Origin of the sequence: Pseudomonas sp. SCPG-7 (genome assembly GCF_002156405.1) — a bacterium.
Classification (GTDB): Bacteria; Pseudomonadota; Gammaproteobacteria; order Pseudomonadales; family Pseudomonadaceae; genus Aquipseudomonas; species Aquipseudomonas parakoreensis.
Genome location: NZ_MVOO01000020.1, coordinates 24,223 through 38,844, shown reverse-complemented (window position 1 = coordinate 38,844; position 14,622 = coordinate 24,223). Strand labels below are relative to the sequence as shown.

At 60.4% G+C, this 14,622-nt stretch carries 13 protein-coding genes; 1 reads left to right on the top strand and 12 read right to left on the bottom strand.

The genetic code is table 11. From position 1 onward, the window contains the following. Window positions 1-38: 38 nt before the first annotated feature. Together B1722_RS25385 and B1722_RS25380 are read right to left on the bottom strand one after the other, a co-directional pair. A complete protein-coding gene (locus B1722_RS25385) occupies window positions 39-2,183 on the bottom strand; it encodes a 3-hydroxyacyl-CoA dehydrogenase NAD-binding domain-containing protein (RefSeq protein WP_086794749.1) in 2,145 nt (714 codons plus the stop codon). A gap of 24 nt (window positions 2,184-2,207) precedes the next feature. Next, window positions 2,208-3,413, bottom strand: a complete 1,206-nt coding sequence (locus tag B1722_RS25380) for an acetyl-CoA C-acetyltransferase (RefSeq protein ID WP_086794748.1) — start codon at window positions 3,411-3,413, stop codon at window positions 2,208-2,210. A gap of 584 nt (window positions 3,414-3,997) precedes the next feature. Here B1722_RS25380 and B1722_RS25375 point away from each other — a divergent pair. Further along, window positions 3,998-4,819 (top strand): cytochrome c, encoded by an 822-nt coding sequence (locus B1722_RS25375; protein WP_041068907.1) that lies wholly within the window; start codon window positions 3,998-4,000, stop codon window positions 4,817-4,819. A gap of 121 nt (window positions 4,820-4,940) precedes the next feature. Here the strand turns inward: B1722_RS25375 and B1722_RS25370 are convergent, their stop codons facing one another. The 10 genes from B1722_RS25370 to B1722_RS25325 all read right to left on the bottom strand — a co-directional run bounded on the left by B1722_RS25370 (window position 4,941) and on the right by B1722_RS25325 (window position 14,263). Further along, window positions 4,941-5,744 (bottom strand): transglutaminase family protein, encoded by an 804-nt coding sequence (locus B1722_RS25370; RefSeq protein WP_041068903.1) that lies wholly within the window; start codon window positions 5,742-5,744, stop codon window positions 4,941-4,943. Then, window positions 5,741-6,691, bottom strand: coding sequence for an alpha-E domain-containing protein (locus B1722_RS25365; protein WP_007960702.1), 951 nt, complete (start codon window positions 6,689-6,691; stop codon window positions 5,741-5,743). The genes B1722_RS25370 and B1722_RS25365 overlap by 4 nt, the downstream gene beginning before the upstream one ends. A 12-nt stretch (window positions 6,692-6,703) precedes the next feature. Beyond that, window positions 6,704-8,113 (bottom strand): circularly permuted type 2 ATP-grasp protein, encoded by a 1,410-nt coding sequence (locus B1722_RS25360; RefSeq protein ID WP_041068899.1) that lies wholly within the window; start codon window positions 8,111-8,113, stop codon window positions 6,704-6,706. A gap of 534 nt (window positions 8,114-8,647) precedes the next feature. Beyond that, window positions 8,648-8,995: a ribonuclease E inhibitor RraB gene (locus tag B1722_RS25355; RefSeq protein ID WP_041068892.1), complete on the bottom strand. Its 348-nt coding sequence runs from the start codon at window positions 8,993-8,995 to the stop codon at window positions 8,648-8,650. A 214-nt stretch (window positions 8,996-9,209) separates the two neighbouring features. Then, window positions 9,210-9,443 carry a hypothetical protein gene (locus B1722_RS25350; protein ID WP_041068889.1) on the bottom strand — a complete coding sequence of 78 codons (234 nt, stop codon included), beginning with the start codon at window positions 9,441-9,443 and terminating at the stop codon, window positions 9,210-9,212. A gap of 256 nt (window positions 9,444-9,699) precedes the next feature. Then, complete coding sequence (gene speE, locus B1722_RS25345) at window positions 9,700-10,575, bottom strand: polyamine aminopropyltransferase (RefSeq protein ID WP_041068886.1); 876 nt, start codon at window positions 10,573-10,575, stop codon at window positions 9,700-9,702. A 237-nt stretch (window positions 10,576-10,812) separates the two neighbouring features. Beyond that, window positions 10,813-11,004: a PLDc N-terminal domain-containing protein gene (locus B1722_RS25340; RefSeq protein ID WP_007960694.1), complete on the bottom strand. Its 192-nt coding sequence runs from the start codon at window positions 11,002-11,004 to the stop codon at window positions 10,813-10,815. Window positions 11,005-11,075: 71 nt separating this feature from the next. Beyond that, complete coding sequence (locus tag B1722_RS25335; protein ID WP_047292960.1) at window positions 11,076-11,606, bottom strand: hypothetical protein; 531 nt, start codon at window positions 11,604-11,606, stop codon at window positions 11,076-11,078. A 203-nt stretch (window positions 11,607-11,809) separates the two neighbouring features. After that, the gene (locus tag B1722_RS25330; RefSeq protein WP_041068881.1) at window positions 11,810-12,328 is read right to left on the bottom strand and encodes an ankyrin repeat domain-containing protein; all 519 of its coding nucleotides are present in this window, start codon (window positions 12,326-12,328) and stop codon (window positions 11,810-11,812) included. A 96-nt stretch (window positions 12,329-12,424) separates the two neighbouring features. After that, a complete protein-coding gene (locus tag B1722_RS25325) occupies window positions 12,425-14,263 on the bottom strand; it encodes a long-chain-acyl-CoA synthetase (RefSeq protein ID WP_086794747.1) in 1,839 nt (612 codons plus the stop codon). Window positions 14,264-14,622: the final 359 nt, after the last annotated feature.

The window sequence follows — 14,622 nt, the reverse complement described above, 5'->3', positions numbered from 1 at the left end:
CCCCGGCAAGGCAAGCCCCGCAGCGCTCAGCCGATCACTTAAAACAACTCGCCTTTCGCGGCTTTTTCCAGCAACAACGCCGGTGGCGCAAAGCGCTCGCCGTACTGCTCAGCCAGATACTGCGCGCGTGCGACGAAGTCCTGCACGCCGTACTGATTGATAAATTGCAATGCGCCGCCGGTCCATGGGGCAAATCCAATGCCGAAGATCGAGCCGACGTTGGCATCTGCCGTCGAAGTCAACACACCCTCCTCTACGCAGCGCACGGTCTCCAGAGCCTGCACAAACAGCAGACGATCACGCACATCCTTTGGCGAAATCTGCCCGTCGGCCTGCTCGAAACGCGTCTTCAACTCCGGCCACAGATGCTTCTGACCTCCCGCCGGGTAATCATAGAAGCCCCCGCCGGCGGCTTTGCCCGGGCGTTTGTATTCGTTGAGCAGCAAGTCAATCACAGCGAACGCCGGATGCTCTGTCAGCGGTTTCCCTTCCGCTTGCAGGTCCTTGGCCGTTTGCTGACGGATATGGCTCATCAGGCTGAGGGAAACTTCGTCGGAGATCGCCAGCGGCCCGACCGGCATCCCGGCCTTGCGCGCTTCGGTCTCGATCATCGGCGCGCTAACACCCTCGCCGAGCATGGCGATGCCTTCGTTGGTGAAGGTGCCGAACACCCGCGAGGTAAAGAAGCCACGACTGTCGTTGACCACGATCGGGGTTTTCTTGATCTGCAGGACGAAGTCGAAACCGCGCGCCAGGGTTTCAGCACTGGTCTGCGCACCCTTGATGATTTCCACCAGCGGCATTTTGTCCACCGGGCTGAAGAAATGCAGACCGATGAACTTGCTCTGATCGGGTACCGCCGTCGCCAGCCCGGTGATCGGCAACGTTGACGTGTTGGAGGCAATCACCGCGTCAGGACCGACAATCTTTTGCGCTGCAGAGGAGACGTTAGCCTTCAGTTCACGGTCTTCGAACACCGCCTCGATGATCAGATCACAACCCGCCAGATCGGCATCGCTCTCGCTGGCCTGGATCCGCGCCAGCACCGCCTCGCGTTTTTCAGCCGTCATCTGCCCACGGGCGACTTTCTTGTCCAGCAATGCCGCCGAGTGGGCCTTGCCCTTCTCGGCCGCCGCCAGGTTGATGTCCTTGAGCACCACATCGATACCAGCCGAGGCACTGACGAAGGCGATCCCGGCGCCCATCATGCCCGCACCTAGTACACCGACCTTGCGCGTGACATAGGGCTCAAAGCCCTGCGGCCGCGAACCGCCGGCATTGATTTCGTTGAGCTGAAACCAGAAGGTGCCGATCAGGTTTTTCGAGATCTGCCCGGTGGTCAGTTCGGTGAAGTAACGGGTTTCGATCAGGTGCGCGGTGTCGAAATCGACCTGCGCGCCCTCCACCGCCGCGCAGAGGATTTTCTCCGGCGCGGGCAGCGTGCCCTGAGTTTTACTGCGCAGGATTGACGGCGCAATCGCCAGCATCTGCGCGACCTTCGGATTCGACGGCGTTCCGCCGGGAATCTGGTAGCCCTTCACATCCCAGCGCTGCACCGCGCTCGGGTTGGCGATAATCCAGGCGCGCGCCTTGGCCAGCAACTCGTCACGATCCGCCGCCAACTCATCGATCAGACCGGCCTGCAACGCCTGCTGTGGGCGGATCTTCTTGCCTTCGAGCAGATACGGCAGGGCTTTTTCGATACCGAGCATGCGCACCATACGCACCACTCCGCCGCCGCCCGGCAACAGTCCGAGGGTCACTTCCGGCAGACCGAGTTGCACCGCCGCATCGTCCAGCGCCACCCGGTGATGGCACGCCAGGCAGATTTCCCAGCCTCCGCCGAGTGCGGCACCGTTGATCGCTGCGACCACCGGTTTGCCGAGGGTTTCCAGGGTGCGCAATTGCCCCTTGAGGCTCAGCACCATGTCATAGAACGCTTTGGCCTCGGGTTTACCGACTTTGATCAGCTCATTGAGGTCGCCGCCGGCAAAGAAGGTTTTCTTCGCCGAGGTGATGATCACCCCGGCAATGCTGTCTTTTTCCGCCACCAGCCGCGCAACGCAGGCGCCCATAGCTTGGCGGTATACGGCGTTCATGGTGTTGGCGCTCTGGCCCGGCATGTCGATGGTCAGCACGACGATGGCGTCCTGACCTTTTTCGTAACGAATGGCTTCGCTCATAACAAGATTCCTTGAATTCGGGGCTCAAAGGCGTTCGATGATGGTGGCAATGCCCATGCCGCCGCCGACGCACAGCGTCGCCAGGCCATAACGCAGGCGCCGGGTTTCCAGCTCATCGAGCAAGGTGCCGAGGATCGCGCATCCGGTGGCGCCCAGCGGATGGCCCATGGCGATCGAGCCGCCGTTGACGTTGACCTTGTCCGGGTCGACCGCCATGTCCTTGATGAACTTGAGCACCACCGAAGCAAACGCCTCGTTGACCTCGAACAGGTCGATGTCTTCCACGCGCAAACCGGCCTTGGCCAGCGCCTTGCGGGTGGCCGGCGCCGGGCCGGTGAGCATGATTGTCGGGTCAGTACTGGTCACCGCCGTGGCGACGATACGCGCCCGAGGCTGCAAACCCAGCGCACGACCCTTGGCTTCGGAGCCGATCAACATCAGCGCCGCACCGTCGACGATCCCGGAGCTGTTGCCCGGCGTATGTACGTGGTTGATTCGCTCGACGTGGCTGTAAACCCGCAGCGCCGTGGCATCAAACCCCATTTGGCCGATCATTTCGAAACTCGGCTTGAGTTTGCCCAGGCCTTCCATCGTCGATTCGGCGCGAATGAATTCGTCGTGGTCGAGCAGGATAATGCCGTTCTGGTCCTGCACCGGCACCAACGACTTGTTGAACGAACCGTCGGCCCGGGCACGTGCAGCTTTTTGCTGCGAGTGCAACGCATAGGCATCGACATCCTCACGGCTGAAGCCCTCAAGGGTGGCGATCAGATCCGCGCCAACGCCCTGCGGGGTGAAGTGGCTGTGCAGGTTGGTCTGCGGATCCAGCGCCCAGGCGCCGCCGTCGCTGCCCATCGGCACCCGCGACATCGACTCGACGCCACCGACCACCACCAGGTCTTCGAAACCGGAGCGGACTTTCATCGCGCCGAGATTCACCGTTTCCAGACCGGAGGCGCAGAAGCGGTTGATCTGCACACCGGCGACGCTGACGTCCCAATCCGCCACCTGCACCGAGGTTTTGGCGATATCGGAACCTTGATCGCCAATCGGCGTGACGCAACCGAGTACCACGTCATCGACCTGGCTGGTGTCCAGCGCGGTACGGCTCTGCAGCGCGGTCAACAGCCCCGCGACCAGATTCACCGGTTTGACGCTGTGCAGCGCGCCATCGGCCTTGCCTTTGCCACGGGGCGTACGTAGCGCATCGAAAATCAAAGCTTGGGTCATGACGTCCTCGAACCTGTGCGGTGAGTGAATTTCGTGGTCTCACTGTTGTCCCGCGCCGTCGAGGATTCAATGACCACAGCGCTCAATGATGTTGACGCGCACGCTCAGACGGACGGTCATCCACCCTCAGGTGAACCGGTTCAGGTCGGCGAGTTGTCTAGCAAGCGGTCGGCGCAGAAGCTGGCAATACGCCTCATGTCTTTTTTATTGCCAGCAGCAGCAAATACATACGAAATGGATCTAAGCCGCGCGTGACGCGGGCTCTAAGGTATTACATGTACGTCAGGGTCGTCGGGTTTTGCCGGGGCCGACGTTCTTCTACAGGAAGTGCAGCGTTTGCCGTCATGGATATGCAGGCAAACATCAGGAAATAACAATAAAGGCGGTCAAGCCATGTTCAAACAACCGAAAGTTCGTCAAGCCGGGCTCATTCTTTTCGCCACCACGCTGTTGCTGATTTTGCCGAACCTGACCAAGGTCATCGGCTGACTCAACGGCCGGGTGCATTTCATTGCCATCAACAATGTGACTGGCACGCTTCCCGGGCCAGCGTGGCTGTGCCAACCTTTGCGCACTCCTACGACATGGACGGCGATCATTTGAAAACGCTCATTATGTTCTGGGCCATGCTGCTGAGCATGCCCTTGTCTGCCGCACAGCTGGATCTGCAGCTGGGCGCAACTCGTCACACCTGGCAGACCGAGGAATTGCTCAAGCACCCTCAGGTACAAACCCTGACCATCAAAAATGATGTGTCTTACAAGAAGGACATGACTTATCGCGCCGTCCCGGTCGCGGCGCTGCTCACGGGCATCAAACCGGACGATCATCTGCAAGCGGTGGCGCTGGACGGCTTTGCCGCCGAGCTGAGCGCTGCACCGTTGCTCAATACCAAAAGCGCACGGGCCTGGCTGGCGATCGAAGACCCGGCGCAGCCGTGGCCGCCGCTGTCCGAAGGCAAGCACAGCGCAGGGCCGTTTTATCTGGTATGGACCGACCCGCAGGCCGGCAATATCAGCCCGGAACAATGGCCGTTCCAGGTGGCAAGCATCAAGCGCATGGCGCCAGTGGCCGAACGTTTCCCTGCCCTGTTGCCGGATCCCGCGCTGAAAGCGAATGACCCGGTGAATCAGGGTTTTGCGCTGTTCCAGAAGAACTGCCTGGCCTGCCACCGCTTGAACGGTGCGGGCGATGCGCAGTTCGGGCCGGACCTGAACATTCCGTACAACCCGACCGAGTATTTCGGCGCGGACTTCCTCAAGCGCTACATTCGTGATCCACAGAGTTTGCGCCAGTGGCCACAGGCGAAGATGCCGGGGTTTTCGGCGGAGGTGTTGCCGGAGGGGGATTTGCAGTTACTGATCGGCTATTTGCAGCACATGGCTGGGCGGAAGATCAAGCCATAAGCGTTGCGGTGATATCACCGGCCTCTTCGCTGGCAAGCCAGCTCCCACAGGATTACCGCGGATTCAGAGTCAGCGCAAAACCTGTGGGAGCTGGCTTGCCAGCGATAGCGGTATCCCGGATCTACTGTTGCTGCACGGAAATGACTGGCGTCGGCGACACCAACACCTTCGCATGCATCTGCTCGCTCCCCCCTCCCCGGCGCATGCCGCGCACCGGGCAGGCATCCAGATAATCCAGGCCCACCGCCAGTTTCAGATGGCGCTCCGGGCGGGCCAATTGGTTGGTCACATCAAAGCTGTACCAGGCGTCGTCCAGCCATGCTTCGGCCCAGGCATGGCTGGCCAGGTGCTCGGCGTCCTCGCTGTACAGATAGCCGGAAACGTAGCGTGACGGGATCCCCAGGCTGCGTGCACAGGCGAGAAAGGCATGAGTGTGGTCCTGGCAAACCCCGGCGCGCCCGGCGAAGGCTTCGGCGGCACTGGTGTCGACTTCGGTGGAGCCCGGCGTGTAGGTCATGTGCTGATTCAAGCCGTGCATCAGATCGATCAGGGCGGTGCGGTCGCGTCGCCGCTTGCAGGATTTTTCGGCAAACGTACGCAACGCTTCGTCCGCCTCGGTCAGGCGAGTGAAGCGCAGGAACGGCAGCGCCGACTGACTCTCATGCTCGGCCTCGCGCAACTCGTCGATATCCACTTGGCCGCGGGCGCCGATGATGATCGCTTCGTGCGGTTCATCCATGGTCAGCACATGCAGGATGTTGCCGAACGGATCGAGCTGCGCGCGCACCGGTCGCGGCAGGTCAAGCTGCCAGCTCAATACGTGCTGACGCTCGCTGTCGTGCGGGGTCAGGCGCAGATACTGGATGCTCGCCCGCACCTGATCTTCATAGTGATAGGTGGTCTCGTGGCTAATGGAAAGTCTCATGCAGCCTCCAGGTAAGAACTGTGAATCGCGTTGCCCAACTGGCGCACCAGCGGGATGAATTCGGTGAGCCAGGCGTGCAGACCTTCGGCAAGGATTTCGTTGATGCCGGTGTAGCGCAGACGCGCGTCCATCTCAGCGGCCAGACGTTGCGCCGGACGGCCGTTGGCCCCTGGCAACTGGGCGAGGATCTGGTCGATTTCCTCGGTGCAGGCACGCAACGAACGCGGCACGTCGGCGCGCAACAGCAGCAGCTCGGCGACATGCCGGGCGCCGGGGGCGTCGCGGTAGATTTCGGTGTAGGCCTCGAAGGACGACAGCGCACGCAGCAGCGCACTCCATTGATAGTAAGCGTGGGCGGTGCCGTCACTGACGGCCTCGGCCTGATCGCCAGCCATTTCGTAGCGCGCATCGAGCAGGCGCAGCGTGTTGTCTGCACGCTCGATGAAGGTGCCCAGGCGAATGAAGCGGAACGCATCGTTGCGCATGATCGTGCCGTAGGACGCGCCCCGGAACAGGTGCGAGCGCTCCTTGATCCACTCGCAGAAACGGCTCATGCCGTAACGGCTGAGCCCCTGCTCGGCAATGCCGCGAATCTCCAGCCAGGTGGCGTTGATGTTCTCCCACATGTCTGCGGTGATTCGTCCACGCACCGCGTGCGCACTGGCCCGCGCCGCGCCGAGACAGCTGTAGATGCTCGCCGGGTTGGCCGCATCGAGGGCGAAAAAGTGCAGCAAGCGTTCGGCGTGCAGTTCGCCGTGACGCTCCAGGTAATCGTCGAGGGTGCCGGTAATCAGCAGCGGCATGGCCAGCTCGTGCAGACCGTCGCCGCGACCGTCCTGCGGCATCAGCGACAGCGAATAACTGACATCGAGCATCCGCGCGAGGTTTTCCGCCCGCTCCAGGTAACGCGACATCCAGTACAGATCCGAGGCAGTTCTACTTAACATGGCAAGCTTCCTTCAATCCTCGACCACCCAGGTGTCCTTGGTTCCGCCACCCTGGGAGGAATTCACCACCAGGGAGCCTTCACGCAGGGCGACACGGGTCAAACCGCCGGGCACGACCCGGGTTTCGCGGCCAGACAGTACAAACGGACGCAGGTCGATATGGCGTGGTGCAATGCCGTTTTCGACAAAGGTCGGACAGGTCGACAGTGACAACGTCGGCTGCGCGATGTACGCGTGGGGTTTGGCTTTGATCCGCTCGCGGAATGCATCGATTTCCGCCGCCGTCGCCGCCGGCCCCACCAGCATTCCGTAACCGCCGGAGCCTTGGGTTTCCTTGACCACCAGATCCGGCAGATTGGCCAGTACGTGGGAAAGTTCCGAGGGATTGCGGCACTGCCAGGTCGGCACGTTCTTCAGGATCGGCTCTTCGTCGAGGTAAAAGCGGATCATGTCGGTGACAAACGGGTACACCGACTTGTCGTCCGCCACGCCGGTGCCGATAGCGTTGGCCAGCACCACGTTGCCCGAGCGATAGGAGGACAGCAGTCCCGGTACGCCGAGCATTGAGTCCGGGCGGAACGCCAGCGGGTCGAGGAAAGCGTCATCGAGACGCCGGTAGATCACGTCCACCGCTTTCGGCCCGTCGGTGGTGCGCATGAAGACCTTGTCGTCACGCACGAACAGATCCGCGCCCTCCACCAGCTCGACGCCCATTTCTCGTGCCAGAAAGGCGTGTTCGAAGAACGCACTGTTGAAGCGCCCCGGCGTCAGTACCACCACGCTCGGGTCGTCGATCGGGCTGGAGCTTTTCAGGGTGTCGAGCAACAGGTTCGGGTAGTGATCGATGGGCGCGATGCGCTGGGCGGCGAACAGCTCGGGAAACAGGCGCATCATCATCTTGCGGTCTTCAAGCATGTAGCTGACGCCGCTCGGGGTACGCAGGTTGTCTTCGAGCACGTAGTAGGTGCCGTCGCCGTCGCGCACCAGATCAACGCCGGAAATATGCGAATAGATATCGCGGTGCAGGTCCAGGCCCTGCATCGCCAACTGGTACTGCTCGTTGGCCAGCACCTGTTCGGCGGGAATGATCCCGGCCTTGATGATGCGCTGCTCGTGATAGAGGTCGGCGAGGAACATGTTCAACGCCTTGACCCGCTGGATACAGCCACGCTCGACGATCCGCCACTCGCTGGCGGGAATGCTGCGCGGAATGGTGTCGAACGGAATCAGGCGCTCGGTGCCCTGCTCGTCGCCATAGAGCGTGAAGGTGATCCCGGCCCGGTGGAACAGCAGGTCGGCCTCGCGCCGCCGTTGCGCCAGCAACTCGTCAGGCGTGTCGGCAAGCCAGCGGGCGAACTCCCGGTAATGCGGGCGGACCTGGCCGCCGGCATCGTACATTTCATCAAAATAGGTGCGGATCATGCCGTACTCCTTGTCACCCGGACCTACAGGCCTTCGCAAGGCCCGTGCCATCGGCATAAACGCTTTGATTTCAATCGGTTGGATAATCAAGCCGCAAGCACCGCACCATTCCTGTGCGGCAAATGCTCCAACAGGATTGCCCCCGCTTCATTGCGACGCACTGCATCGCCTATCACCAGCATAGTCAGAGTTGATTTCACTGCTTGCGCCGGGCTGCGGATAATCGGCGCATTCGCTGAAAACGTTCCCACTGAAGACTTCAGCTCCACTGATCCGGACTGCCCGCGCAGTCCCCGCAGGCCGTAACCCTGACCGGTTTCCTCTCCTTATCGGTCTTCCCTTTTAGCCACCCTCTCCGGTGGCTTTTTTTTGCCTTTCTGAAATGTTTTGAAAGTAAAAAGCAAAAGATCGCAGCCTCCAGCAGCTCCTGCAGGTGATTGGTGCAGAAGCTGCCGGAGGCTGCGATCTTTTGATCTTGAAAACGACAACGGCCAACCCGAAGGTCAGCCGTTGCTCAATACCTGAAACCAGAGATCAGTTCAGACGATGGCGGTTGCGCACCTCCTGCTTGACGCCCCAGCCTTCGATGATGCCGCCCAGCGGCTCGACCACGGCAGAAAAGCCCTGCTCGAAATCGCCAATGTCGTCATAGGTCGCGTGCATCACTTTGCTCAGTTCCAGTGACCAGGCGCCATCTTCGCGCGCACTGACCTGGGCATTGATGGATTCACCACGAAATTTGCCCGCCGCCCTGCGCGCCCGCTCCTCGTCCGGGAAAATGGCGTAGAACTCGATGGGATGGAACCGGGAAAAGTCGAAACCGCCTTCTTTCATGCGGCGCAGTACGTTGCTGCTGATGTCTTCTTGATAGGCTGTGCTCATGAAACGTCCCCCTCGGATAGATGGATAGACTTTCCGTATTCCCGCCCCGGGCCTTACAGGCCAGAAGTACATCGGCAAACCGGTTGCCGGCGGGAAACAAGCATGTAGCTGACAAGACCAGACCTTAGCGATTCGTTCGCTGATCTCGCTTGCAGAGTAGCCCCAAGATAGAGCTGCTGCCAAGGCCTGGTTGTTGCGGATGAAAGGAAGATTTTCAGATTGGAGTGATGCTGCGGATCTTGATGCTGTTCTGCGTTTCGAGGCTTTTGACGCCAGCATCAGGGGTTCGCCCTTCCAGATCGTTCAGATCCAGTTTGGCGGCCACCGGCAGGAGCCGTTCCTTGATCAGGCGTGCAGCCTCGTCGTCACTGGGGCATTCCGCGCGCTCGAACACCTCATCGACAATTTCACCATGATCGTCCACGAAAGTGACTTTCCACTTTTGCATCGGTGCCTCCTCGATCAAACCCGCAAATGGGCTTACTACTATCTCGACTTTTGGCGAGATTGATCGTTCAAAAGGATTGCGGCGCACGAACATGAAAAAAACATCATTTTCATGGCTGGAAAAATTGTGTGGCGAGGGAGCTTGCTCCCGCTGGGCTGCGAAGCGGCCCCAAAATATTTTGAGATCGCAGACTTTGTGAGTGCTGCGCACTCAAGCGGGAGCAAGCTCCCTCGCCACAAGGAATCCATCGGCCTGGTCAGTCGTTGCTTGGCTTGTTGATCGCCTGCAGCACGTACTGTGGCAGCGCGAACGCGCCGATGTGGATTTCCGGGTTGTAATAGCGGGTGACGATGCCGCTGCCGATGAAGCGTTGCTGCAGGGTTTCACGGCTCAGCTTGCGGTAGGCCGGGTTGGTCGAGCCCCAGGCGAAGGTCATCGAACCGCCAATGTAGGTCGGCACGGCCGCTTGATAGAAGTGCCAGTCCGGGAACAGGCTGCGCAGGCGACCGGCGGTGGTTTTGACTTCGTCGATCTGCATGAACGGCGTGCCGTTCTGGGTCACGAGGATCCCGCCTTCGTTCAGGCAACGGTGACAGGCCTGGTAGAAGTTCTCCGAGAACAGCACTTCGCCCGGACCGATCGGGTCGGTGGAGTCGGAGATGATTACGTCGAATTTTTCTGTGGTGGTGGCAACGAAACGCATGCCGTCGTCGATCACCAGGTTCAGGCGTGGATCGTCATAGGCGCCCTTGGAGTGGTTCGGCAGGAATTCCTTGCACATGTCGACCACGGTGCCGTCGATCTCGACCATGGTGATGTGCTCGACGCTGGCGTGTTTGGTCACTTCGCGCAGCATGCCACCGTCACCGCCGCCGATGATCAGTACGCGCTTGGCGGTGCCGTGGGCGAGGATCGGCACGTGGGTGAGCATTTCGTGGTAGATGAATTCGTCGGCTTCGGTGGTCTGGATCACGCCGTCCAGCGCCATCACCCGCCCCATGCGCGGGTTCTGGAAGATCACCAGGTGTTGGTGTTCGGTGCGCACTTCGTGCAGCAGTTTTTCCATGCGAAAACGCTGGCCGTAGCCTTCGTAGAGGGTTTCCAGGTACTCGCTGGTCTTGGTGACGGTCATGGTCAAGTGCTCCGATGAATGCGCGGGCGTCGATCGTGGGGACGATTGCCCGGGAAAGGCGCGCATTCTACGTTGCCTAAGATGACAGGTCGAACCTCTGTTCATCGACAATCCACATAACCTTGTGGGAGCTGGCTTGCCAGCGATGCAGACGACGCGGACTCTCAGTGAAACCGCTGCGATGCTATCGCTGGCAAGCCAGCTCCCACAGGTTATGGGGTGCATTCAAAGTTGTGGTCAGACCCGCACATTGCCCCGCGGCCCGGCAATCGCCCAGATGATCAGGCCCAGCACCGGCAGGAGGATGATCAGCAGGACCCAGAGGATTTTCATCCCGGTCTCGGCACCGCTTTTCAGTACGTTGATAATGGCCCAGATGTCGAGGGCAAGAATGATCAGGCCAATCAGCCCGTTGAACGTGGAACCCATGGTGTCACTCCAGATTAGTGGCATGCACTTTTAGGATAGACGGTCGCGCGAAGGGTTCCCTTTTATTGCGTTCAGACGTGAACGGCGACTTTCAGCGCTTCCAGGGACGGCGCCGCCGCGATGCCGACTTCGGCACACAGCTCCAGCACTCGTGGCACGTCGTTGCCGTAGACCAGCACCACTTGCAGCTCGTCATCGAGCAGCTGACTGAAGTTCATCAGCGTGTAACCGCCGTTTTCCTTGTTCAGGCTGCTCATCTGCACCTGAATGCGGTTGAGTGCGGTCAGTGCCTCGGTCTTGGCCAGTTGCTTGGGCTTGAGGTTGAATTCGACGCCCGGGCCAAACGAGGCGACGATCTGCGCGAACAGGTCAACGTAGGTGTCGGCCTGGAACAGCACGGTGTCCGGCAGGCTGCCGACCACCACCCACTCCCCCAGCGGAATCGGGAAGGTGTCGTCGTAGTTGATGTCCGGGTTGGCCGCGAGGAACGCATCGGCATCGGCGTAGGCCTGCGCCGCTTCGTCGGCCACGTTCAGGATCTCGTCCTCGCCCATGCAGCCGGAGCTGATTTTGCTGATGAGTTCGACGAGTGCGGCTTTCATGACGGCGGATCCTGTGGCGAAGGTGAATTTCGAGGGCGCGAAGGATAGCGCATTGCGACCTCCGGCTGCACACAGAACAATGTGGCGAGGGAGCTTGCTCCCGCTGGGGCGCGAAGCGGCCCAAAAACAGTGGCCTCACCATTTTTACCAGCGCTACGCACTGGAGCGGGAGCAAGCTCCCTCGCCACAGAATCTCGACAGCCTCAGGCCAGCAGTTTTTCCAGCTGCGCCGTGGTATCGACCGCCCCCATGGTCCGCGCCGCATCCAGCGCGGTGATGCCATTGGCATCTTTGGCTTGCGGATCCGCGCCTTTGCCGATCAGGTAATCGACGATTTCAACGCGGTTGAACATCGCCGCCATCATCAACGCCGTGCGCCCGTCAAAGGACGAACCTTCGATCTCGGCGCCCGCCTCCACCAGCGCCTTGACCACCGCCAGATCGCCTTTGAACGCGGCACCGGCAATCGGGCTCTGGCCGTTGCCGTTGCGCATTTCCGGGTCGGCCTTGTGCTTGAGCAGCACCTGCACCGCGTCGACGTGGCCGTAGTAACTGGCGAGCATCAAGAGCGTGTCGCCCTTGCTGTTTTTCAGGTTCACCGGCAAACCGGCGCTGATCAGCCGATCAAGCATCAGCGCATCACCTTCGCGCGCCTTGTTGAAAACCTGCTCGGTGAATTCGGCAGCTTCTTCAGGGGTCATCTGGCGGCTTTGGTCAGACATGGGCAACTCCACTTTCGGTTATTCGCAAAGCCGACAGTTTCCCGAGCGCGACGATAGCTGTCACCCCCTTTTTCTCAAGTCCGGCCATAGCCAATCTCAATAGCGGTACTTGCCCTGATGAATATCGGTCAGCACCTGATCCGTCACCTGCACGTAAGTCTGAGTGCCGGGCAACCAGGCATAGATTGGGTCATCCCCCGTCTGGGCGGGGTCGAAGCCCTCGTTTTTCAAACGGGTCTTCTGGTATTTGAACGTCCCGGTGGTTTCCATTTTCACCTTCACCCGCAGGAACAGCGGCACCGCATAGGCCGGCATGCGCTGACGGGCGAATGCGAGCAATTCAGTGAAATCCAGGGTCGCCAGTGACTCGGCGGGCGTAATGGCGGCCATCCCGGCGCGACCGTTGGTGTTGCGCACTTCCACACCGTAGGCCACCGCCTCGGAAATGTGCGGATGCTGCAACAACAGGTTTTCCACTTCCGTGGTCGAGACGTTTTCGCCCTTCCAGCGGTAGGTATCGCCGAGGCGATCGACAAACTGCGCATGGCCGAAACCGATATTGCGCAGCAAGTCGCCGGTATTGAAGAAGCGGTCGCCCTTGCTGAACACATCATGTAGCACCACTCTGGCGGTTTTCTCTGGGTCGGTGTAACCGTCCAGCGGGGCCTTTTCATCGATCCGTGCCAGCAGCAAGCCCTGCTCGCCCTTGCCGACCTTGCGCATGAAGCCGTTGGCGCTGCGCAGCGGCTGCCCGCTGTCGTGGTCGTATGCCACCAGTTCCCAGGCCATCAGCGAGAAACCAATGGTGTTGTCGAAGTTGAGAATGTTGCTGAAGCCGATATTGCCGTCACTCGCCGCGTACAGCTCGCAGATGTGCTCGACGGCAAACCGGGTCTTGAACTCGGCCCAGGCGCCGGGACGCAAGCCGTTGCCGATCATCTTGCGCACGGCGTGACGGCTGTCATCGGCGCTGGGTGGTTGATCGACCAGATAGCGGCACAATTCGCCGACATACCCGAGGGTGGTCGCGTTATAGCGACGCACGTCCGGCCAGAACTGGCTGGCGCTGAACTTGCGGCGGATGGCGAACCCGGAAGCACCGTTGATCGCCGAGCCCCAGCACACGCAGAGCCCCGTGGCGTGGTACAGCGGCAAAGTGCAATAGACGACGTCGTCGGGCGTCATGTTCAGGGCGATCATGCCGAAGCTGGCCGAACTGCGCATCCAGCGACCGTGTTTGAACACCCCGGCCTTGGGCAGACCGGTGGTGCCGGAGGTGTAGATGTAAAAACACGGATCGTTGAAGAACACTTCGCCGCTGCTGGGCGGGTTGTCACCGGACGCATCGGCACTGGCACTGATCAGGTTGAGGTAGCCCTCGGGCGCAATGCCCGGGTGGCTGTAGGTGTCGCGGTCAGCGATAAACCAGGTGCGCTGCGCCGGGATCGACACCTGCTCGCGGATCGCGGCAAACGCCGGCTGCAATTCTTCACCGAGCACGATCGCCACTGGTGCCACCAGATTGATGCTGTGAATCAGCGTATCGCGAGTCTGCGAGGTGTTGAGCAATGCGCTAACGGCACCGAGCTTGGCCAGCGCCAGAATGGTCACCAGCAGTTCCGGCCGGTTTTCAATGAACACCGCGACCACATCGCCCTTGCCGATACCCTGCGCACTCAAATAGTGGGCGATGCGATTGGCCCATTGGTTGACCTGCGCGTAAGTCAGCAAGACGTTGTCCTGCAGGATCGCCAGACCTTCAGGGTTACGCAGGGTTGCCTGCTCGAAGGTCCAGCCGAGGCCACACGTTTGGGTCGGATCCGTGACGTTGGCGACTTTCATGCCCTTGACCACCCGCGGGATGGCTTTGGCGATTGTCGGCAGTTTGCGGAGCATCATGCTCCAGGTAATCGTGTCGCTCGGCGCGTGACTCATGGCAGTTCCCCGTTCGACCTGGCTGGCCGGTTTCTTATTGTTCGGGCCGTGGCATGACCTGCGTTGCGGGCAAGGTCGGGATCGAAAATACGACAGCGCTTCTCAAGCTGTACACGCGGTTTTTGCAATGTTTTGTATCCGCCCGCTCATGCCTGGCAGCGGAGATTGCGCCTTTGCCATTTGGTTCCGTCCAACTGAAGAGAATCCCGCAAAATGCAGGATGCACGATGGCCATTCATGCAGTTTGCACGACCCGTGCAAATTTCATTATTTTTAAACCATTGATTTTAAAGGATTTTTTATTTTTCAAATGCTGGCACAATCGCTGCAATCTCCTCTGCATGCTTGCCCTTCAAGTG